At 69.0% G+C, this 21,302-nt stretch carries 21 protein-coding genes and 2 tRNA genes; 4 read left to right on the plus strand and 19 right to left on the minus strand.

Annotation, left to right across the window (positions count from 1 at the left end):
• Positions 1 to 126 (plus strand): integrase (locus tag VKT83_11660; protein HLY23111.1); only part of this gene is annotated, 126 nt, incomplete at its 5' end.
• Positions 127 to 169: 43 nt separating this feature from the next.
• On the opposite strand, the gene VKT83_11665 is transcribed toward VKT83_11660, so the two are convergent.
• The 6 genes from VKT83_11665 to VKT83_11690 form a co-directional block, all read right to left on the minus strand.
• Positions 170 to 245, minus strand: a tRNA-Arg gene (locus VKT83_11665).
• A 62-nt stretch (positions 246 to 307) separates the two neighbouring features.
• The gene (locus tag VKT83_11670; GenBank protein HLY23112.1) at positions 308 to 1,249 is read right to left on the minus strand and encodes an acetamidase/formamidase family protein; all 942 of its coding nucleotides are present in this window, start codon (positions 1,247 to 1,249) and stop codon (positions 308 to 310) included.
• Between the two features lie 124 nt (positions 1,250 to 1,373).
• Positions 1,374 to 2,162, minus strand: a complete 789-nt coding sequence (locus tag VKT83_11675) for a VOC family protein (protein HLY23113.1) — start codon at positions 2,160 to 2,162, stop codon at positions 1,374 to 1,376.
• A 111-nt stretch (positions 2,163 to 2,273) separates the two neighbouring features.
• The gene (locus tag VKT83_11680; protein HLY23114.1) at positions 2,274 to 3,200 is read right to left on the minus strand and encodes an ABC transporter permease; all 927 of its coding nucleotides are present in this window, start codon (positions 3,198 to 3,200) and stop codon (positions 2,274 to 2,276) included.
• On the minus strand, positions 3,193 to 4,143 hold the full coding sequence (locus tag VKT83_11685) for an ABC transporter permease (GenBank protein HLY23115.1): 951 nt from the start codon (positions 4,141 to 4,143) through the stop codon (positions 3,193 to 3,195). Before VKT83_11685 ends, VKT83_11680 begins: the two co-directional genes overlap by 8 nt.
• 51 nt (positions 4,144 to 4,194) lie before the next feature.
• Positions 4,195 to 5,754, minus strand: coding sequence for a peptide ABC transporter substrate-binding protein (locus tag VKT83_11690; protein ID HLY23116.1), 1,560 nt, complete (start codon positions 5,752 to 5,754; stop codon positions 4,195 to 4,197).
• Positions 5,755 to 5,870: 116 nt separating this feature from the next.
• On the opposite strand from VKT83_11690, the gene VKT83_11695 reads away from it, so the two are divergent.
• Positions 5,871 to 5,961: transfer RNA gene (locus VKT83_11695), tRNA-Ser, on the plus strand.
• A gap of 24 nt (positions 5,962 to 5,985) precedes the next feature.
• On the opposite strand, the gene VKT83_11700 is transcribed toward VKT83_11695, so the two are convergent.
• The 8 genes from VKT83_11700 to VKT83_11735 all read right to left on the minus strand — a co-directional run bounded on the left by VKT83_11700 (position 5,986) and on the right by VKT83_11735 (position 14,151).
• Positions 5,986 to 7,686 carry a peptide ABC transporter substrate-binding protein gene (locus tag VKT83_11700; protein ID HLY23117.1) on the minus strand — a complete coding sequence of 567 codons (1,701 nt, stop codon included), beginning with the start codon at positions 7,684 to 7,686 and terminating at the stop codon, positions 5,986 to 5,988.
• Positions 7,687 to 7,709: 23 nt separating this feature from the next.
• A complete protein-coding gene (locus tag VKT83_11705) occupies positions 7,710 to 8,552 on the minus strand; it encodes an ABC transporter permease (protein ID HLY23118.1) in 843 nt (280 codons plus the stop codon).
• Positions 8,549 to 9,514: an ABC transporter permease gene (locus VKT83_11710; GenBank protein ID HLY23119.1), complete on the minus strand. Its 966-nt coding sequence runs from the start codon at positions 9,512 to 9,514 to the stop codon at positions 8,549 to 8,551. The genes VKT83_11705 and VKT83_11710 overlap by 4 nt, the downstream gene beginning before the upstream one ends.
• A gap of 3 nt (positions 9,515 to 9,517) precedes the next feature.
• On the minus strand, positions 9,518 to 10,162 hold the full coding sequence (locus tag VKT83_11715) for an isochorismatase family cysteine hydrolase (protein ID HLY23120.1): 645 nt from the start codon (positions 10,160 to 10,162) through the stop codon (positions 9,518 to 9,520).
• A complete protein-coding gene (locus VKT83_11720) occupies positions 10,159 to 11,181 on the minus strand; it encodes an LLM class flavin-dependent oxidoreductase (protein ID HLY23121.1) in 1,023 nt (340 codons plus the stop codon). Before VKT83_11720 ends, VKT83_11715 begins: the two co-directional genes overlap by 4 nt.
• Positions 11,182 to 11,268: 87 nt before the next feature.
• Complete coding sequence (locus VKT83_11725) at positions 11,269 to 12,192, minus strand: fumarylacetoacetate hydrolase family protein (protein ID HLY23122.1); 924 nt, start codon at positions 12,190 to 12,192, stop codon at positions 11,269 to 11,271.
• A 43-nt stretch (positions 12,193 to 12,235) separates the two neighbouring features.
• On the minus strand, positions 12,236 to 13,546 hold the full coding sequence (locus tag VKT83_11730) for an L-fuconate dehydratase (GenBank protein HLY23123.1): 1,311 nt from the start codon (positions 13,544 to 13,546) through the stop codon (positions 12,236 to 12,238).
• 170 nt (positions 13,547 to 13,716) lie between these two features.
• Positions 13,717 to 14,151, minus strand: a complete 435-nt coding sequence (locus VKT83_11735) for a hypothetical protein (protein ID HLY23124.1) — start codon at positions 14,149 to 14,151, stop codon at positions 13,717 to 13,719.
• 82 nt (positions 14,152 to 14,233) lie between these two features.
• Between VKT83_11735 and VKT83_11740 the strand changes: the two genes are divergently transcribed.
• Both VKT83_11740 and VKT83_11745 read left to right on the plus strand, forming a co-directional pair.
• Positions 14,234 to 14,983 carry a class I SAM-dependent methyltransferase gene (locus VKT83_11740; protein ID HLY23125.1) on the plus strand — a complete coding sequence of 250 codons (750 nt, stop codon included), beginning with the start codon at positions 14,234 to 14,236 and terminating at the stop codon, positions 14,981 to 14,983.
• A 34-nt stretch (positions 14,984 to 15,017) separates the two neighbouring features.
• Complete coding sequence (locus VKT83_11745; GenBank protein HLY23126.1) at positions 15,018 to 15,542, plus strand: GNAT family N-acetyltransferase; 525 nt, start codon at positions 15,018 to 15,020, stop codon at positions 15,540 to 15,542.
• A 7-nt stretch (positions 15,543 to 15,549) separates the two neighbouring features.
• Here the strand turns inward: VKT83_11745 and VKT83_11750 are convergent, their stop codons facing one another.
• From VKT83_11750 to VKT83_11770, 5 genes are all read right to left on the minus strand, one after another.
• Entirely contained in the window at positions 15,550 to 16,494 is a 945-nt protein-coding gene (locus VKT83_11750) for a DUF72 domain-containing protein (GenBank protein ID HLY23127.1), read from the minus strand.
• Complete coding sequence (locus VKT83_11755) at positions 16,491 to 17,189, minus strand: DUF309 domain-containing protein (GenBank protein ID HLY23128.1); 699 nt, start codon at positions 17,187 to 17,189, stop codon at positions 16,491 to 16,493. The genes VKT83_11750 and VKT83_11755 overlap by 4 nt, the downstream gene beginning before the upstream one ends.
• Positions 17,186 to 19,336, minus strand: a complete 2,151-nt coding sequence (locus VKT83_11760; GenBank protein ID HLY23129.1) for a thioredoxin domain-containing protein — start codon at positions 19,334 to 19,336, stop codon at positions 17,186 to 17,188. Before VKT83_11760 ends, VKT83_11755 begins: the two co-directional genes overlap by 4 nt.
• 357 nt (positions 19,337 to 19,693) lie before the next feature.
• On the minus strand, positions 19,694 to 20,071 hold the full coding sequence (locus VKT83_11765) for a DUF1844 domain-containing protein (GenBank protein HLY23130.1): 378 nt from the start codon (positions 20,069 to 20,071) through the stop codon (positions 19,694 to 19,696).
• A 10-nt stretch (positions 20,072 to 20,081) separates the two neighbouring features.
• The gene (locus VKT83_11770) at positions 20,082 to 21,302 is read right to left on the minus strand and encodes a Zn-dependent hydrolase (protein ID HLY23131.1); all 1,221 of its coding nucleotides are present in this window, start codon (positions 21,300 to 21,302) and stop codon (positions 20,082 to 20,084) included.

A 21,302-nucleotide genomic window follows, 5' to 3' on the forward strand; every position in this document is an offset into this window, starting at 1 on the left:
GAAGTGCACGACGATATCTGGCTGGTCAGCTTTATGGACTATGACTTGGGCTACTTTGATCTCGAGACGCGCGTGCTCGAACCGCTCGACAATCCGTTTGGGCCGAAAGTGTTACCTATGTCTTAAGTACGAAGTGTTACCCATGTCTCCGGGCTGGACCTTGGTAAAATGGCGCGCCCGGAGGGATTTGAACCCCCGACCTACGGATTCGTAGTCCGGCGCTCTATCCGCTGAGCTACGGGCGCGCGTCGCCGGCGGTCGTTGTCAACCCCGGCACCACATAGTGTACCGGACCTCGGAGACGCGTTCAAGCCGCGGCATCGTGAAACACCGCCATCGGCAGCAGCGCGCTCACGATGAACTGCCCGGCGTCGACGATCTCCGAGATCTTCAAGTCTACGCAGAGGCTCGCCAGCATGTAGGCGTCTTCGGCCGAGAGGCCTCGCGTCTCCGATAGATGAGCGATCATCGCCCGCACCGCGTCTTGAGCCGCCCGATGCACATCCGGCCCGACGCCCGTCGTCCCGTACCAGCCGCCGTGGTTTACCCGCGACACAAGCGGTCCGGGGTGCGCAAACTGCGGCGCGGGAATCGTGCGCCTCTTCTGGAGCGTGAGGCGCAGCGTCGCGTACATCGGCGCTTCGATGCCGGTGACACATACCTCGCCGTCGCCCTGCGCCGCGTGAGCATCGCCGCAGCTGAACAACGCGCCCTCGACCTGCACGGGCAGGTAGAGCGTGGCGCCGCGCGTCAGCTGACGCGTGTCCATGTTGCCGCCGAACGTACCCGGCGGCATCACGGCCTGCTCGCCCGCGCCGGCCGGACACACGCCCATCGTCCCGAAGAACGGCTCGATGGGGATCGCGATGTCGCGCCGGAAGTGGGCGGCGTCGCCGTCCGTGAGATCGAAGATCCGCAGCGCCGGCTCCTGGAAATCGTCGGCCAGGAGCCCGAAGCCCGGGATGATGGCCGTCCACCCCCACCCCTGGGTGTGCAGATCTAAGATTTCGACCGCCAGGGTGTCGCCCGGGCGCGCGTCCTTGACGCGCACTGGCCCGGCCAGGGGATAAACGCGCTTCCAGTCCAACGACGCGAGGACAGCGGCGGTCGATGCCGGCGTGATCTGGTTGTCACTCACGTCGCGGGTGTGGACGACCAGCACGTCCCCGCTGCTCGCGTTGACAACCGGTTCGTGCCGGACGTCCCAAGTGAAGTGCACCCGGTCTTGCGGTAGGTAGTGCGTCGTCACGGGGAGGCCTCCTTCGGCGGTGCCGCGGCCGAGGACACTCCAGTTCCGCGCGTCGGCGCGCCCTCCTCCAAACAGTGGTGGGCCGGCTGCGCCGGCCCACCACCCATCATCACCCTGCCGCTAACTACTGAGCCGGCGGGATGAACTTCGCGATGGCGAACACCGCGCCCTGACCGTCCTGACAGACTGCGAAGCGGCCGATGCCGGGAATGTCCGTGGGCGGCTGCATCACTTTCCCGCCGAGTTCCCGAACCTTCGCGGCCGATGCGTCGACGTCGTCGGTGCCGAAGTACGTGAGCCAGTTCGGCGGGACATCCTTGAGGCGCGCCGGTCTCGCCATCATGCCGGCGATCATGTTGTTGCCGGCCTTGAAGATCGTGTAGGAGCTGTCCTCGCTCGTATCGACGAGGTCGCTGCTCCAGTCGTACACGGCGCGATAGAACCGGCCGGCGGCCTCGATATCGGGCGTCAGCACCTCGTTCCAGCATATCGCGCCCGTCTCACCCACCAGCGCCGCGCCTTTGTGCCGCTTCGGCTCCCAGAACGCCAGGCGCGCGCCGGTGGGGTCGGCGAACGCGCCCATCCGGCCCACGTCCAGCACGTCCTCCGGGCCGTACAGCACCTTCCCGCCGTTCTTCGCCACCCGCTTGCCGATTTCGTCGGCGCTTCGCACGTTGACGAAGGGCATCCAGTGCGGGGGCGCGTTCCCCATCTCCGGGGTGAGCGCGGAGAGGCCGCCCACACTCTTATGGTTCAGTTCGCAGAACGTGTAAGTCTGGCCCGGGCCCGCGGGCATGTCGTTGAACTGCCACCCAAACAAACCGCCGTAGAACCGCTTCGCGGCCGCCACATCGGAGGTCGAGAGAGTCACCCACGAGAACTCGCCGTGCTGGTATTCGGTCCTGGTCGCCATGTCAGCCTCCCGTTCTAGCCTCAATTTGCCTTTTCACAGAATAGTCGTTTGGCAAACCCCGGAATCGACAGTACACGACCCCCTCCGAAACCGGCCGGCGCCCGAGGCGGATCACCGGGACCGGACGTCGAGCGCGTCCCGCAGCGCGTCTCCGATGAAGAACACCGCCACCACGGTCAGCGTCACCACGAGCCCCGGCGCGATCACGAGCACCGGGTTGCTCGTCATGTAGTTTTGGGCCTGTGTCAGAAGATTTCCCCACGTCGGAATGCCGGGCGGCAGGCCGAACCCCAGGAAGTCGAGCGCCGCCTCGGCGAGCATCGCACCCGCCACGGCGAACGCCGCCTGCACCAGGATCGGGCCCATCGCGTTCGGCAGAATGTGGCGGAAGATGATGCGGAGGGTCCCGGCGCCGGCGGCGCGGGCGTCCTCGACGAACTCTCGCGAGCGCAGCGACAGGTACTCGGCCCGCACGATCCGCGCGAGACCGGTCCAGCCGAACAGTCCCAGGTAGGCGACCATCATGATGACCGGGGCCCGCCCCGCCGTCCAGTTCAGCAATATTAATAGAAGGAAGATGGCCGGAAAGCTCAAGATGAGGTCCACGAGCCGCATGACGGCGGTGTCGATCCACCCGCCCATGTATCCCGCGATTGATCCGAAGGTGACCCCGATCGCCGTCCCCAACAACATGGCGGTGGTGCCGACCAGGAGGCTGATCCGGCCGCCGTACAGGAGGCGCGCGAATTCGTCCCGCCCGAGATCGTCGGTACCGAGCAGGTGCGCGGACGTCGGGCCGGCGAGACTGTGGTCGGGATCGAGCGCCGTCGGATCATACCGCGTCACGAGCGGCGCGAGCACGACGGCTCCTACGACGACGGCGAGCACCGCGACGCCGGCCAACGCCATGCGGTGCCGCCGGAATCGGGCCCACGCGAGCGCCCAGAGCCCGCCGGCGCGCGGGCGGACTCCACTCCGGGCGGCACCGGTTCCAGCCGCGGGCGCCGCGCGGATTCCGCTCTCGCCAGGCTCACTCATATCTGATCCTGGGGTCGAGCGCCGCGTAGGTCAGATCGGCCAGCAGGTTGCCGGCGATGAGTAGCGCCGCGCTGATCATCAGACCGGCCATCTGCAGCGGATAGTCGCGGTTGTTGAGCGCGGAGAGGAAGAGCCGGCCCATCCCGGGCCATCCGAAGATCGATTCGGTGACGACGGCCCCGCTGAAGAGCGCCGGCAGGTCGAGCCCCATCAGCGTGACGATCGGAATGAGCGAGTTGCGCAGCACGTGCCGGCGCAGGACGTGCCGTGCGAACAGCCCCTTCGCGTGCGCCGTCCGGACGTAATCCTGATTCAGCGTATCGAGGAGGCTGCTGCGCAGGTACCGGCTCCAACTCGCGATCGAGCCGAGGCCGAGCACCATCGCCGGCATGACCAAATGGCGGGCCAAGTCACCGGCGGAGGTCAGGCCGATCTCGTGCATGCCGGCAAGCGGGAGGAGCCGCAGCTGCACACCGAGCAGGAGCTGCAGCATCAGGCCGAACCAGAACGTCGGCATCGCCCAGGCGAAGAACGACCCGAACGAGAGCAGGTTGTCGCCCCACCGGTACTTGTGCGTGGCGGCGTAAAGGCCGATCGGAAACGACAGCCCGATCGCAAGGGCGAACGCGCCGAGCATGAGCGTGAACGTCGCGGGCAGGCGCTCGCCGATCATGGCCAGCACCGGACGGCCCGTGTAATAGGAGTAGCCCCAATGACCCTGCACCAGGCCGCCGAGCCAGCTCACGTACCGCGCGTACCACGGGCGGTCGAGTCCCAACTGATGCCGCAGCAGATCGATCTTGTCGGGGGTCACCTGGGGGTTATGCAGATAGACCGCGAGCGGGCCGCCGGGCGCCACGTTCATGATCCCGTAGCTGACAAACGACACCGCGATCAGCAGCAGGACCGCCTGGACGATCCGGCGGGCGACGTACGACGACATCAGGCCGTCACCGCCGGGGCCCCGCGCGAGGTCGCGCGCGCGGGTGGGCGGCTAACGCGTGCTCCATCCTTCCGGCGGCGTCTCGCCGAATGTGGAGACATCGTACCCCTGAACGTTGGCGGCCACCGCATTGTTGTTGACGAACCAGAAGACGAAGATGACCGGCACGTCCCGCTGTTCCAGCTCCTGGATCCTGGCGTAGATCGCGCGGCGCTTCGCGTCGCCGACCGCCCGGTCCGCCTGGTCGAGCAGCCGGTCCATCTCCGGGTTGCTGTACCGTTCCGCGTTCTCGCCCGGCGAGTTGGCGTCCTTGGGGATGTAGGAAGAATGCCAGTTGATTTTGTTCTCCGGAAACGTCCCCTGCCCCCAACTGTAGAGCAAGGCCGCGTCTTTGCCGTTCCACTGCGGCCCGTTCTGCCCGAACAGCGCCGCGGCGCTTGCGACGTGCGTGTCGGTCGCCACCCCGAGCGCGCGCCACGACTGCGCGATCACCTCCAGCATCTGCGCGTCGGTCTGCCGGCCGGAGAGCGTCCACAGCGGAATCTCGAGGCGCCGGCCGTTCTTCGCCAGCACACCGCCCGGGCCGGGCGCGAAGCCGTCCTTCAACAAGAGTGCGCGCGCGCGGTCCAGATCGTACGGGCGCGGCGTGATCTGCTTGTTGGCCCACGGCCCGTTCGGCACCATGTCGCTCACCGCCGGCTCGGCCTGCCCCTTCATCACGTTCTTGATGATGGAGGTCTTGGGGGTCGCGAAGTCGAGTGCCTGACGGACGGTGACGTCTTTCAGGAATTCGTACTCGTCCAGCTGGATGAGCTGGTAGACCGGCGCGAGGTACCGTTTGATCACGACGCCGGGACTCCGGCGCATCTCCTCGAGGCGCGCGGGCGGCACGCCGGTGAGAACGCTCAGGTCGCCGGCCTTCATGAGATTGACCTGCGTGTTCTGGTCCGGCACGATCCGCACCACGATCCGCTGAAGCTTGGGCTTCGGGCCCCAGTACGACGGGTTCGCGGTCAGGGTCACGTGATCGTCCGTCACGAACTCCGTGACGGTGAAGGGCCCGGTGCCGACCGGCTTCTGATTGAACGGCGCCCGGTTGATCTGGTCGGCGGACAGCGGCCCGAGGATGTGCTGCGGCACGATCGGCGCGCCCATCACCTGCTCTTTGAACGGCGCGTAGGCTTCCTTTAGATGGTAGACGACCTTCGTCGCGCTCGGGGTGTCGACCGACGCGATCTTATCGAAGCCGGTCGCGTACGTGACGTGGACGTCCTTGTTGGTCGCCAGCTGCCAAGTGTACTTCACGTCCGCGGACGTGAACGGCTGGCCGTCGGACCAGCGTACGCCCGGCCGCAGCGTGAGCGTCCAGGTCTTGCCGTCGGCACTGACCGTGTCCGCGGTCGCGAGCGCGGGCTTCCACGTGCCGGTCCAATCGACCGTGAACGGGCTGTCGAAGACGTACCGGTAGACGCTGCCGGAAGCCAGGAGCCCGTGCAGGTACGGGTTCAGGTTGTCCGGATTTTCCGTGATCACGGTCACGAACGTGCCGCCCGGCACCGACGCCCGCGCGATTCCGCCCAGCGCCACTGCCAGGGAAAGACATACCGCCACTGCCAACGAGGGCCGCCGCATCATTCTCCTTCCCTGCCTACGATCGCGCCTGCGATACCTATTTTCCCCTCGTCCCTTGCGGACGGGACCCAAGGAAGGTACGATAGAGAACGCCCGGAGGGGTGGCCGAGTGGTCCAAGGCAACGGTTTGCTAAACCGTGACCTCTTAACCGGGGTCCGTGGGTTCGAATCCCACCCCCTCCGCCAGATCGCTCGCGACGGAATCGCCTCTTACTGCGCCCACCGCCACAGACGCGCGTTCCACACAAAGGGACTCGGATCGATCGCCGTGCCCACGGGATCGATGCCCTGGAGCTTCTCGTTATAGGCCCAGACCGACACCCACCAGTACAGCGGCAAGAGCGGCACCTCGTCGGCCCAGATCCGCTGGAACTGAGAGACCAGGGCCTTTCGCTTGTTCACGTCGGGCTCTCGAAGATATGCGGTGATGATCGTGTCGGTCTGCGGCGTCGACCAGCCGAGCTCGTTGCGGGAGACCACGCCGACGTCCTTGATCTCCCGGGAATAGTACACATCGAGGCGCGGATGGAGCGGCGTCGCGAACGCGTCGCTGCCGAGCAGCACGCCCTTATAGCGGCGCTGGTAGAACAGCTCCCCGTAGACGATCCGCGCCGGCGCATTCTCCACCACCAGGTCCACGCCCGCGTCCTTCCATTGCTGCTGCAAAATCTGCTCGATGCGTTCGCGGTCGCGGTTGCCGGACGTGGCCGTGATGACGAGCTGCAGCCGCTGCCCCGCGCCGTTCACCATGATCCCGTCGCCGCCGGGACGCCATCCCGCCTCTCCGAGGAGGCCGCGCGCCTTGGCGGCGTCGTGCGGGTACGTCCGGATCTGCGTGTCGACCATCGGCGTGTTCGGCGGAAGGAAGAGGTCGGTGGCGGGCTGCTTGCCGCGGAACAGCGCCTCGCTGATCGCCTGACGGTCGGTCGCGTACGCCAGCGCCTGACGGACCCGCAGGTCCCGCAAGAGCGGGTTCGCCTGATTGAAGAACAACGCTTCGTGAATCGCGACCGGCTTATAGCGGACCGCGATACCCTTCGCCTGGCCGCGCTGGATCAACTCGTCGATCTGCAGCGCCTGCGCGAAGTTGATGCCGACCGGCTGGGGCGCCGCGACGTCGATCGCGCCGCTCAGGAGGTTGGCGACGATGGCGTTGGCATCCGGAAAGAACCTGAAGACGATGCGGTCCACCTCCGGCCGGCCCCGCCAATAGGAGGGGTTCGCCTCGACGACGATCTCGCTGCCCTGCGCCCTCCGGACGAAGCGGAACGGCCCGTCGCCGATCGTGACCGACGGATCCTGTCCGTACGGCATGTCCTTGATCTTCGCGGGATCCCGCCGGTACACGGGCTCGAAGACGTGCCGCGGCAGCAGCCCGTGCTTGGCCCCCTCCACCGCGCACTCCGTGGCGAAGGCGTACTGCGCCTTGAACGTCACGACAAACGTCCGCGCGTCGGGCGCCTGAACGCGGTCGATGAGGTTCTTGACGCCGCAGGAATAGGTGCCGAGAGGCACCTTGGGACTGGACGCGACCTCGTCGGTGAACAGGGCGTCGGCCGACGTGACCGGCTGTCCGTCCTGCCAGGCGGCGCCGGCGCGCAGCCGCCACGTCACGTCCATCTTCCCGTCCGGCCGAAGCTTGATCCCGCCGTTCTGCAGCGTGGGGATCGACTCGACGAGAACGGGCTGCAGCCGGCTGTCCCGGTCGTACTCGACCAGCGGATCGAGGAAGGTCTCGTTGATGATCTCCGCCCCGTTGGTGCTCGTGACGAGCGGATTCAGCGTGTCGGGCTCCGCGTACATTCCCACGACGATGTCCCGTCTCGCCGGCGCGCCTTCACCGGCGCGCGGCACGCCGAGCGAGACCAGGATCGCGCCGGCCAGCAGGTACATCAGTCCCTTGCGAATCATCGTGTCCCCCCCACCCATGGAGTTTAGAGCCTCAGACGCGGATCAATCGCATCGCGGAGTCCGTCGCCAAGGAAATTGAACGCCAGCACCGTGATGAAGATGAAGATGCCGGGATAGACCGCCAGCCACGGCGTCGTCCAGAGATACTCTTGGGCATTCTGCAGCATGTTGCCCCACGAAGGCAGCGGCGGCTGAATTCCGAGGCCGAAGTAGCTGATGGTGCTCTCCGCGAGAATCGCCTGGCCGGCAAACAGCGTTGCCGCCACGATCACCGACGCGAGCGAATTCGGCAGGACGTGCCGAACCATCACACGGACCTCGGAGGCGCCCAGCGCCCGGGCCGCTTCAGCGTAGTCCTGGCCGCGCGCGCGGAGGACGTCGGCCCGGACAAGCCTGGCCGCCCCCATCCACCCAAGCAGACAGAGCACGATCACAATGCTGCGGAGGCCCGGCCCGAACGCCTTCGCGAGCACGAACATCACCACGATCGGCGGCACGCTGATGAAGATGTCGGTAAGCCGCATGAGGCCGCTGCCGACCAAGCCTCCGTGGTATCCCGCGAGCAGCCCCACGGCCGTCCCGATCACGCTGGACACGGCGGCCGCGGCGATGCCGACGCTGAGGCTGATGCGACCGGCGTAGATAATCCGGGTGAAGACGTCGTGTCCGAGCTCGTCGGTCCCGAACAAATGCGCCGGGCTCGGCGGCCGGAACAATCCGCCGAGACTGATCTGCTCGAAACGGTACGGCGTCACATAGGGCGCGAGCAGCGCGCTCAGCACCAGCGCGAGCGCCGCCGCGCCGCCGGCCATCGCCAGCCGGTGGCGGGTGAAGCGGCCCCACACCATGTGCCAGTAGTTGATCATTCGTAGCGCACGCGGGGATCGAGCACGCCGTACAGCACGTCCGCGGCGAGGTTGCATCCAACCACCAGCACGGCGATGCACATGACAATCGCGACCGCGACGACGTAATCGCCGATGATCACGGACTGGATCAGCAGCTGTCCCACGCCCGGCCACCCGAAGACCGTCTCCGTCACCGGCGCGCCGCCGAAGAGCACCGGCAGGGTAAGCGCCAGCACCGTCACGATCGGGATCATGCCGTTGCGCATGACGTGGCGCGTCATCACGCGCCAGCGGGTGAGCCCCTTGGCCCGCGCGGTCCGAACGTAGTCCTGCCGGCTGACCTCGAGGATGCTCGAACGCGTATAGCGGGCGAGGCTGGCCATGTTGTACAGCGCGATGACCGCGGCCGGCAGAATCAGATGGCGCAGAAAATCGACCGTCGCGGACCATCCGGTCCCCGCGTCCGGGGCGTGCACGCCGCCGGGCGGCAGCACGTGAAGCTTGACCGCGAAGATGTAGATCATGATGAGCCCCAGCCAGAACAGCGGAATGCTGAAGCCCAGAAACGATCCGACGGTCGCGCCGTAGTCGAACACGGAGTATTGATGCAGCGCCGAGTAGACGCCGGCCGGGATCGCGACAAGAATCGACGCCGCCAGCCCGGCCGACATCAAGACCAGGCTCATCGGCAGCCGTTCCGCCAACATCTGGCGCACGGGCAGCTTGTAATTGACCGACCATCCGAGATCGCCGTGCGCGACCTGCGCAAGCCACCGCCCGTAGCGCACGTACACGGGACGGTCGAGCCCGTAGAGATGCTTGAGCCGGACGATATCACCCGGCGTCACATCGGGATTATTGGCGAGCAAGAAGTCCACCGGATCGCCGGGCGCGATGCTCAGGATCACGAACAGCATGACCGAGATGCCGAGGAGTAGCGGCACCACGCCGGCCACCCGGCCGATCACGTAACGGCGCATGGACTACGGCTGCGCGTCGCCCCAGCGGGCCGCGATCGTCTGGGACGGAACGACGTAGCCGAAGTAGCGGCGAAAGTTCTCCAACGTTACGGCCTGCACCGTCTCGTCGGCGGCGGCCGTGCCGTCCTCCGCGACGACGACGTAATAGCCGAGCGAGAACGCATGTTGGACCGTCGTCTGCACACAGAGATTGGTGACGACGCCGGATGCGACCACGGTCTCGACGCCGCGCCGGCGCAGCAATTCGTCGAGCGCCGTTCCGGCGAACCCGTCATAGGAATGACGCACGATGCGGTGATCGCCCGAGCGGGGCGCGTCGAGCTCATCGTCGAGGGTCGCGCCCCACCCGCCGGTCGCGCAGAGGATCTCCTCGTGCATGCCCCGCGCCGCGTAGCGGGCCTGGTAGTTGGGCGCGTCGACGTCCCGGCCGTGCTCCATCGTCACGTAGCAGACGGGGACGCCGGCCCGGCGGGCCGCCGCGATCAGGCCGTTGATCACGGGAATGACGCGACGCAGCCGGGCGCCGCCCGATCCCCGCCGCGCCGCCCAGCCGCGGGCGTCGACAAAGTCGCGCTGGAGATCGATCGCGAGCAGGGCGCACCGTCGGGGAGACAGCACGTCGGCGAGAGTTGTCAGCACCGAAGTCATGGTGCCAGGCTTGAATTGACCGCGAACGCGGGCGCGACCTCGTTCAGGAACAGCTCGAGCTGGCGCCGCTGCTGCCAGGAGGTCAGCCGGATCGCGATCTCCTGCACGCCCGCCTCGAAGTACGCATGGAACTGCTCGATGCACTGCGCCGGGGTCCCCATCGCGGTCCAGGCTTCCACAAACGCCGGCGTGAAGTTGGCCGTGTAGTACGCATTGAGGAACCGCGTGCTCTCTTCGAGCGCGTGCTTGCGGTCGGGGTTGATATTAATGTTGTGATACAGGACGTTGCCGAGCGCGCCGGGATCGCGTCCCTCCTCGGCCGCCATGCCGCGGATGGTGTTCCATTGTTCGGCGAAGACGCGGGGAGCGATCTTGTTGGTCATCCATCCGTCCGCCAAATGCGCCACCCGCCGGAACGCGCGCTCCACGTTGCGGGCATCGATCGCCTGCCCGACCTTGTACGTCACGGTTGTGGGGTTGCTTGCGATCCAGATCGGCAGAGGCTTCTGCACCGGCTTCGGCTCGACCGTCACACCGTCGGTGTCGTAGAAGCGGCCGTGGTGGATCACCTGCTCCTCTGTAAACAGCCGGCGCAGCAGCACGATGCCCTCTTCGAGGCGGCCGATCCGCTCCTTCGAGGCGATGCCCATCGTCCGATGCTCGAGGGCCTGGGCCGCGCTCATCTCGTCGGCCCCGCCGAGACAGGCGATCAACAGCGCCCGTCCGTTCGAGAGGACGTCGAGACTGGCCCACTGCACCGCGAGCAGCACCGGATGCCGCTGGGGGAAGGACGCCATGCACGCCACGCCGAGCCGCGTGCGCCGCGTCCGGCCGGCGAGCGCCCCCAACAGCACCACCGACTCGACGCGCGGCTTCGCGAGGAGGCTGTCGCCGACCCAGATCGACTGGAATGCGCCGGACCGGTCGGCGGCTTCCCCGAGGTCCAGTAACTCGTCCGCCGTGACGGCGTCGAGCAGGACGCCGCGATTAGGCAAAGTCAGGCCAAATTGTCCCGTCATCGAGCCCTTTCCTTCACGCCGTGGGATTCACTGCCGGTGGCGCTAGATTCAACGCGCGTCCGGTGATACCCGCCGGGCGTCCCCGCGCTAGGCCACGCGCACCGCCGGGTTCCGCAGCACGCCGATCTCGTCGGCCCCGATCTCGATCAGATCGCCCGCCTCGCAGGCAAACTCGTCGGGCGGCACGATGCCGGTGCCGGTCAGCAGCACGGTCATCGCCGGCACGTCGTTGGACCGCTTGAGACAGGCGATAAGGTCGGCGAGCGGCCGGTGGAGGCGCGCGGTCGATACCTCGCCGCGAAACACCTCGCGCCCGCCGCGCGAGATCCGGCACCACAGCGTGAGGGCCCGCTGCACGGGCGCGTCGCTCACCAGTACGACCGGCCCGAGCGCGCAGCACGCCCGATAAATCTTGGCCTGCGGCAAATACAGCGGATTCTCGCCCTCGATGTCGCGGGCGCTCATGTCATTGCCGAGCGTGTAGCCGACGATCGCGCCGGCTCCGTCAAGCACCACGGCCAGTTCGGCCTCCGGCACCGTCCAGCGGGAGTCGGCGCGGACCCCGACCGCGGCGTTCGGGCCGACGCATCGCGAGGCGGTCGCCTTGAAGAACACCTCCGGCCGCTCCGCGTCGTAGACTTTATCGTAGATCCCGACGGTCGTGGTCTCGGCGAGGCGCGCCTCGCGGCTTCGCTCGTAGGTCACGCCGGCGGCCCATACTTCCGGCGCGGCCACGGGCGCCAGGAAGTGCGGACGTCCGGAATCGGGCGGGCGGTCGAGATCGCGGTACGCATGGACGCCGCCGCGACCCAGCATGCCGCGGGCGGCCTCCCTGATGCCGGCGCCGGTCCGCGCCGCTTCCTCGAGCAGCGCCTCGAGCGAGTCCACGGCCGCGCCGGCCGCCGTCGCGAGCAACCGGACGTCCGCCCCCTCGCACACTCCCAGGGACGGCCCCCGCCCCGGGATCCACACCCGGGCGAACCGCATCGCCGCGCCGCCCGCCGGCGTCATCCTGCAGCGGCCTCCTGCCCCGTCTCCGCAGGACCTCCGGCCGCTATCCAGCGGCCTCCTGCCACATGCGGCCGCGCGGAAACTCGTACGCGTCCAGCGACTCCGGCCGCATCGTCACGCTGAAACCCGGCCGGAGCGGCGGCATGTACCGTCCTCGCCGGATCACGACGGGATCGATGAAATGCTCGTGCAGGTGATCCACGTACTCGAGCACGCGGCGCTCGAGCGAGCCCGACACCGCGATGTAGTCGAACAGCGAGATGTGCTGTTCGTACTCGCACAGGCCGACCCCGCCGGCGTGCGGGCACACCGGGATCCCGAACTTCGCCGCCAGCAGAAGTACCGCCAGCATCTCGTTGACCCCGCCGAGCCGCGCCACGTCCGCCTGGCAGAACGCGATTGCGTTCGCCTGAAAGTACTGCTTGAACATCACCCGGTTGTGCACGTGCTCGCCGGTCGCCACCCCGACCGGCGCCACCGCCCGCGCGATCGCGGCGTGACCGAGGATGTCGTCGGGGCTCGTCGGCTCCTCGATCCACAACGGCCGGAAGCCGACGAGAGCGGCCATCCGCTCGATCGCCGTGGGGACGTCCCAGTACTGGTTCGCGTCCATCATCAACGCGCGGTCGGGTCCGATCTCCTCACGGATCAGGGCGGCGCGGCGCCGGTCGTCGTCGGGGTTGACGCCGACCTTCATCTTGATATGGGTCCAGCCCGCCGCGACCGCCTCCCGGCACAGGCGCCGGACCTTCTCGTCCGGGTAGCCGAGCCAGCCCGCGGAGGTCGTGTAGGCCGGAAATCCGTCGCGCCGCATCTCCGCCTCGCGGCCGGCGCGGCCCGCCTGCCGCCGCTGCAACAAGTCCAGCGCCTCGTCGGCCGTCAGCGCGTCGTTCATGTAGCGAAAGTCGATCGCGGCCACCAGCGCCTCGGGAGACAGATCGCTCAGCAGCTTCCAAAGGGGCTTCCCCTCCGCCTTCGCGTACAGGTCCCACATCGCGTTCACGACCGCGGCCGTCGCGAGGTGGATCGCGCCCTTTTCCGGCCCGATCCACCGGAGCTGGCTGTCTCCGGTGATCGTCCGGTAGAGCTGGCCCATGGCGCCGGTACACGATTCCAGGGTCCGGCCCCGGACCAGCGGCGCGAGCGCGCGAATCGCCGCGACGCAGACGTCGTTGCCGCGGCCGATCGTGAAGGTGAGGCCGTGGCCCTCGATCCCCGCGGGATGATCGGTCTTGAGCACCACGTAGGCGGCGGAGTAATCGGGGTCGGGGTTCATCGCGTCCGAGCCGTCGCGCGCGCGGGAGGTGGGAAACCGGACGTCGCGCACGACGACGTCGACGATCTTCGTGGGCATGGAGAACACTGCCGCGCCGCCCGGCGGGTTCCCTGCTCCCGCCCATCGGCGCACAAACGTACGTGCGGACGCAAGTGGACACGCCGGGCCGGGCCGCCGGAGGCGGCCCGGCCCGGGTCATCTATCGACTTGGCAATCGGTCGCGATCGCCGATTCGCGCGCCGTCCGGCCTAGGTCGGGTTGTTCATCGTCACGCGGGTCGTATCGACCGGCCTCGGCAGCGGTTCGCGGTCGATGCGCGCCCGCAGGCCGCGGATGTCGCGGTCGAGCGTATCGAGCCTGACGCGGATGTCCTCGAGCGGCTGCCGTTCCTCGTCATACGCTTTGGCCTTCACCCGGAGCATCTCGTCGCCCATCACGCGCATCGTCCGCTCGTACTGCTGCACACGGCGGTCGAGCGCGCCGTGGTCGAGCAGCGACGCGATCCAGGCGAGCACAAGTGCGGCCCCGGCGGCCACCATCAAGTCCTGAATCGTCAAAACGACGAATTGGTCCGCCGCTCCGGGCATGCGGAGACTCAGCGAACCCTGGAACGCCGACGGGTTCGCGAGAACGATCGCCGCGTCGAGGATCAACAGAATGGCAGTCAAAATGGCCTGCAGCATAGTTGCCGCCTCCCTTCGTGGCCATTTTGCCCAGCGCGGCCTTCACAGGAACGCCGGCGGCGCCGGCCGAACAGACGGCCCCGTGAGCATCTACCGCCGGTACGCGGAAGCCTACGCCAAAGCCGGTCAGGGACGGTTCAGCCTACAGCTCGTACCCTGGGTGGCGGCCGTGCTCGAACGCCACGGCAGCGGGACGCGCACGCTGGCGGACGTGGCATGCGGCGCGGGGGAGTTCGCGGTGGCGATGGCCCGAAAGGGGCTCGCCGTGACCGGGATCGACCAGTCGCCGGAGATGCTCGCGCTCGCGAGCGCGGCCGCCGATCGAAGCGGCGTCCGCATCACCTGGCTCGAGCAGGACATGCGCGAGCTGCGTCTTCCCGCGCCGGTGGATGCCGCGACCTGTCTCTACGACAGCCTCAACTTTTTGGTCGACGAGGGCGAACTTCGCCGGGCGATGAGCGCGGTCGCGGAGTCGCTCCGCCCCGGCGGACTCTTCCTCTTCGACATGGCAACGGTGCGCGGCCTGGCGACGCGATGGGGCAACCGGGTGTGGATCATCCAGGACTCCGACGACGCGTTCGAAGCCAACCAAAGTGAATTCGATTACGATTCCGGAATCGCCACCCTCCGCGTAAACGCCTTCCTGCACCGGCAGGGCGACCTCTACGAGCGGGTCAAGGAAGTGCACCGCGAACGGGGGTACCCGGTTCCCGCGATCGACGCGGCCCTGACGGGCGCCGCGTTCACCATCCTCGGGCGTTGGAGCAGCGAAACGTTCGACGAGGTGACGCCGGACGCGCAGCGGATCTTCTACGCCGCGCGGCGGCGGTAAGTCGCGCAGTCACCCCGGCGATGCCCGGCCGGCGGTGAGAGCCGCCACGACGGCGGATGTCGCCGCCATCGCCCGCGTACACGTCGACGCCTGGCGGTCAACGTACCGCGGCATCGTCCCGCAAGCATTTCTGGACGGGCTGTCCTATCGGGATCGTGAAGCACTCTGGCATCGCGTCCTCAACGGCCCGCCCGAACGCCACGGGGTGTTCGTGGCCGAGGCCGGCGCGCAGGGCATCGTCGGCTTTGCGGACGGCGCGCGGCCACAAACTCCGCACCTAGCGTACGAAGGCCGATTGTCCGCGATTTACATCGTCGAAGCATTTCAGGGGCGGGGCCTCGGGCGGGATCTGGTCCTGAACGTCGTGGCCTGGTTCGTCGAGCACGGCATCCGTTCAATGCTGGTGTGGGTGCTTGCGGATAACCCGGCATGCCGTTTCTACGAGGCGTTGGGAGGCACACGGATCGAGGTCACGCGAATCGAGATCGGCGGAGCGGGCCTCGAGGAAGTCGCGTACGGATGGGCCGACGTGACGAGGATCATGCGCCCCTCGCGATGAAGGCCGCTCAGCCTCGTCCCTCGAGCAGATCGGCCAAGGTCCGCGCGTCGCGCGCCATGGCGCCGCCGACGTGGTTGTTGAACATCGCGTAGAGTCTGTCCGCGCGCTCCGCCAGCCGCCGCGCGACGCCCGCCCACTGCCGCAGTTCCTCGCCGGAATAGGCGTAGTCGTAGCGCTGATCGGTCGACGCGCCCGCGCGGGCCCAGCCTTCGCGGTTTCGTCCGTGGAAGCGGATCACCGCGATCTTGGAGGTCACCGCCTCGACCGGCGGCATCAGCCACGGCAGGTCGGGCAGATCCACCATGACGTAGGCAAGTCCGAGCCGCGCCAGCTCGTCGAGCACCTCCGGGTGATGCGACCAGCTGCGGTGCCGGAATTCCACGGCGATCCGCCGCCCGGCGAGCTCCTCGCGCCAGCGCGCCATCTCGTCGACGACCGCCGGCGCGTAGCGCGTTCCGGGCGGCAGCTGGAACAGCACGTAGCCGAGCTTACCCGCGTCCCCGAGCGGCGCGAGAAATTCGCGGTACGCGTCCCAGCACGCGTTCCGAAACTCCTCCGGCACGTCGGGCAGCTTCACTTCGGCCGCGTCCCGGAGGCGCGCGGGCAGCAACCCGGCGAAGCCCGCGGGGAGCCGCTTGACCGCGGCGCCGTGCCCGGTGAACAGCCCGAACGCCTTCGCGTTCATGACGAACCCCGGCGGCGTCTCTTCCGCCCAGCGGCGACTGTAGGCCGGCGGCAGCAGCGCGAAGTACGATGCGTCGACCTCAACCGTGGGGAACCGGCCGGCGTAGTACCGCAGCCGGTCGGAGGCGCCGCGCACTCCCGACGGATAAAAATCGCTCTTCACGAACGACTTCTCCGCCCACGAGCACGTCCCGACGTAGATGCGGCCGCCCACCGGCGCTGCAGGGGCCGGCGGCAGCAGCGAGAGCTGGTCGACGTCCGGCATCATCGCGCAGGCCGCACGGGGCGGCGAAAGATTCCCGGAACGGCCGCGGCCTCCCGCGGGGCCGCGCCGGCGCGGACCGCCTCCAGCGACCGGAGGAGCGCCGCGACGTCGACGCCGAGATACCGCGGGGCGAACGCCTGCAGCTTGGCGCGCGCCTTCGCCAGCAGCACGTCCGCGCCGTGAGCGTTGCCCTTCTCCGCGTGATAGCAGCCGGCCGCCGCCTGAACGAGCCCATGGTAGAACGTGCGCTCGGGCGGGCGGCTCGCCCGCCACACGTCCTCCCAATACTCGTGCGCCTCGAAGAACAGCCCCGCGTCGAACAGCGCGGCGCCCCGGTGGACGTCCGCCGGAACGCCGGGAGCCGGCGGCTGCGCGACAAGACGCAGCGCGTCGGAGAGCCTCGTCGCCTGGCGGTAAAAGTAGGCGCCGTGGGAACGGTACGCCGGGGCCAGCGCGATGCCGCCCGATTCCTCGACGAACAGGCCGGTCTCGAGCAGCGCACGGCGGACCGCGTCCTGGTCCTCCCCACGCGGGGACAGCGCGGCGACGTCGCGCGCCAGCGCCTCGACCGGGACGGCGCCGCCGGTGCCGGTTCGGGCGTACGCGGCCATCGCGGAGGCGACGAGCGCGGCGTCGGGCTGGCGGAGCGATTCGAGCGCGATGGCGGAGAGCGCGTGCTTGAGCCGAACGTAGCTCAAGGCGCGGCGCGTCCGAACGTCCGGATGGTCTCCGTCAGCGCCTGCGCGGAAACGGCCGGCGCCGCGCACTCCGTCGCGGTGCACGCGTACGCGCGCGGCCCTTCACGCGTGCCGGCCGACCCGCGGCCGGCAACCATGAAATCGACGCCGGCCGCGGCGCCGGCGGTCACCACGGCCGGAAGCCGGCCCGCCTCGCCGCCGGCCGCCTCCGGATCGTAGGTCTGCACGACGAGTCCGTGGCGGTAGGTCCCCAACGCCGCCGCACGCAGCGCGAGGGTGTTGGGATGCGCGCGCGGCCCGACGATCACGACGTGCAGCGGCGGCGCGAGATGCGTTTCCAGCGCCAGGCCGAGCGTCGCGGTGAACAGCCCCTGCTCGACGCGGCCCGGCGCGCACGCCCGCAGCGCCCGCTCCGCCTCGGCGCGATACCGTTCGTCGCCCGTCAGCGCGGCGAGCCGCTCGAGCACCAGAACGGCCACGCCGTTGCCTGAGGGCGTGGGCGCGTCTTGGACGGGGACGTACGGCAGCCCGAGCCCGCCCGGCCTCGATTCCCGGCCTGTCGCCGCGACGTCGTAGAACGCGCCGGACGGCGCGCGAAACTCTTCGAGGACGTACTCCGCGGTCTCGGCTGCGAGACGAAGGAATCGCGGCTCGCCGGTATGCTCGAAGGCGTCGAGCAGCGCGCCCGCCAGCTGGACCTGATCGTCGAGGAGTCCGCCGATGCTCTCCGGCGCGCCGACGACGTGCCGGAAGCCGCGGCCGCCCGCCGTGTGCCCCGCCGCGTCGCGAAGGACGCGCTCGAGCGCCCGGAGCGCGTCGTCGGCCGCTCCGGCGAGGCCCGGCACGCGGGCGGCCGCAAAGAACGCCGAGATCATCATGCCGTTCCATCCGGCGTAGATCGTGCGGTCGACGAACGGCGCGGTCCGGCCGGCCCGCGCCGCGAGGAGGCGCTCCTGCGCCCGCGCCAGCAGTACCTGGACGTCGTCGGGCGGACGGTTGAGCAGCGCCGCGACGGCATCGGGGTCTTTGTCGAGATACAGCACGTGCCGCCGGGGATCGTGGGGCATCTCGCCGGGGCCGTCGAGATGGTACCGCAGCGCGGCCGCGGCGAGCTCGTCGGGGTTCAGCGCGGCCGCCGCCTCCTCGCGCGTCCACGTGTAGTAGTCGCCGTCGTCGTCGAGCGAGATGTCGGCGTCCTGGCTCGTGTAGAAGCCGCCCTCCGGTCTGTCCATGAGCGTGCCGCGCACGTAGGCGATGATGCCGGCGGCGGCGTCCCGAAACACCGGCCGGCCGGTCGCGCGGAACGCGCCGGCGTAGTTGGCCAGCAGGCCGGCGTTGTCGTACAGCATCTTCTCGAAGTGCGGGACGATCCACGCCGCGTCCACGGAGTACCGGTGGAACCCCCCGCCGAGCTGATCGTACACGCCGCCGCGCGCCATCTTCTCGAGCGTCCGCGCGGCGACCGAGAGCAGTTCGGGGTCGCCGGTGCGGTCGTGGCGCCGCAGCAGCAGCTCGATGGCGCTCGAGTGCGGAAACTTCGGCGCGCCCCCGAAGCCGCCGTGAACCGCGTCGAACTGCCGCGTGATATCGGCGACCGCGGCCGCGACCAGCGCCGGCGTCAGGACCTCGCCGGTGTCGCGGACGTCGCCGAGACGGTGCAGCGCCTGATGGAGCTCGCCGGCATAGCCGTGCGCTTGGTCCCGCCGCGTGCGGTAGAACTCCGCGACCGACCGGAGCACCTGTTTGAATCCGGGACGGCCGTGCGCGCCGTCGGGCGGGAAGTAGGTTCCGCCGAAGAAGACGTGGCCGTCCGGGGTCAAGAAGGCCGTGAGCGGCCACCCGCCCTGTCCCGTGATCGCGCTGACCGCGTTCTGATAGCGCACGTCCACGTCCGGGCGCTCGTCGCGGTCGACCTTCACGGCGACGAAATTGGCGTTGATGACCGCCGCGGTCTCGGGATCGTCGTACGACTCGCGATCGATCACGTGGCACCAGTGGCACCACACCGCCCCGATATCGAGGAGAATCGGCTTGTCCTCGGCGCGCGCGCGGTCGAACGCGGCGTCGCTCCACGGATACCAGTCGACGGGCTGGTGGGCGGCGGACACGAGGTAGGCGCTGCGGGCGCCGGTCAGACGGTTCGGCATGGGTCTTACTGAAGATTATACCGGGCCCCGCTGGCGCGGGACTAGCCCGGGGTATGCGCGGGCGTCGAAAAATACGGGAGGCGCTCACCGCCCCGGCGTCTCACCGTCTTCAGCTCTCGCCGCCGGTGCCTACCGCCTGCCAGCTGTTCTCCGGAGTTACCCCCGAAGTACGCTTGACCAGCTCTCGGCGTCCACGTGCGCGAGCGTTTGAGTCGGCTACTCTGGCCGGAGGGCTTGCGCCTCCAGCACTATTTGTAGCACGCGCGGTGCGCTCCCGCAATCGGGAAACTTCGTTCGCGCGAAATCGGGATAATGTGGACAACAACGTGTGGATAAGACGCGTCTGTCGCTTCGAGGCTACGTCTCGCTGCTCTTTTCGACGAAATTCAGGCGCAGCGTGGTCAACAGCGTCTCGGTGTCGCGCAGCGCCTGCCCCTCGAGCTGCGGCCGCATCGCCTCGAGCAGCCCCGAAAACGCGTCGATCGCGATTTTTGCATCCCCGAGATCTTTCTCGATCTTTCCGCTCCCTGGATTCGGGACGAGGCCCAGCCCCTGCCACGCTTTGGCGCCGAGCACGCCGAGCATCCAGACGAGGAGTTCCCGCGTCGAAATCGCCTCGAGCGGGACGGCCTGACGGCCGGCGTCTTGACCGGCCGTAGACGAGGTTTCCGATCCGGATTCTGCGGCCGTCGTGCCGTCCGGCCCGGCGTCCCGGCGCGGTGTCTCTTCGCTCACCGTTGCACCCTCAGGCGGCGAGGCGCTCGACGGCGCGGCACAATACCTGGGCGCCGCGCGCCGCATCCTCCCAAGACGTGTGTTCCTCGGGGGAATGGCTGATCCCCCGGTCGCTCGGCACGAAGATCATCCCGGCGGGCACCTGCGGGGAGAGGATTTTAGCGTCGTGGCCGGCCCAGCTCGGCATCGTCGCGATCGGCCACCCGAGATCGCCTGCGGCCTGCACAATCGACGCGCGCACGCCGGCGTCGAGCGGCAGGGGCGGTTCGGCCCGCCAATCGGACATTTCGAGACCAAGCCCGTAGCGGCCGGCACACGCCCGGCCGGCCTGCTCGACGGCGGCGCGCAGTCCCGCGAGCAAGGACGCCTCGGCGCTCCGGACCTCGACCGCCATCTCCGCCGCGCCGGGGATGACGTTGGTCGCGCCCGGCGCGACGGTGAGACGCCCGACGGTTGCAACAGCCCGCCCGTCCGTATCGCGGGCGAGTGCCCGCACCTCTGCCACGAGGTCGGCGGCCCCCCACAGCGCGTCACGGCGCGCGTCCATCGGCGTCGTGCCGGCGTGGTTCGCCTGTCCGCGGAACGTGAAGGCCGCGCGGGCTATGCCGACGATCGCCTCGACCGCGGCAAGTACTGCCTGGCGGGAGGCCAGGATCGGACCCTGTTCGATGTGGAGCTCGAGATAGGCGGCCATGGCGGGCGACAGCGGCGCGCGGGCAACCCCGGGATCGAACGCCCGCAGCAGGGCCGCGGCCGTCATGCCGTCGCGGGCGTGAATCGTCTCCGGCGCGGGCGCCCGGCCGACGACACCGAGCGACCCGAGGCAGCCGACGCCAAACGACGTCCCTTCTTCCTCGGCGAATCCGAGCAGCAGCAGCGGACGCGCAAGACGCGTGCCGGCGTCGCGCAGCGCCTGCGCCGCCTCGATCGCCGCGACCACGCCGAGCGCGCCGTCGAAGATTCCGCCGTTCGGCACGGTGTCGAGGTGCGATCCCGCCGCCACCGGCGGCAACCCCGCCTCCGCGCCCGGCACCAGCCCGTGAAGGTTGCCCCAGATATCCACGGCGGCCGCGGCGCCGGCCGCGCGCATCCACCCAGCGACGAGCCGGACGGCGGCCGCGTGCTCCGGCCGGTAGGACAGCCGCGTCACGCCGCCCTCGGGCGTCCGTCCGATCTGCGCCAGCTCTTCGAGGCGGCGGCGCAGACGGGCGCCGTCGATCGTCGCCGGCAT

This window comes from bacterium (assembly GCA_035308905.1).
GTDB lineage: Bacteria > Sysuimicrobiota > Sysuimicrobiia > Sysuimicrobiales > Segetimicrobiaceae > DASSJF01.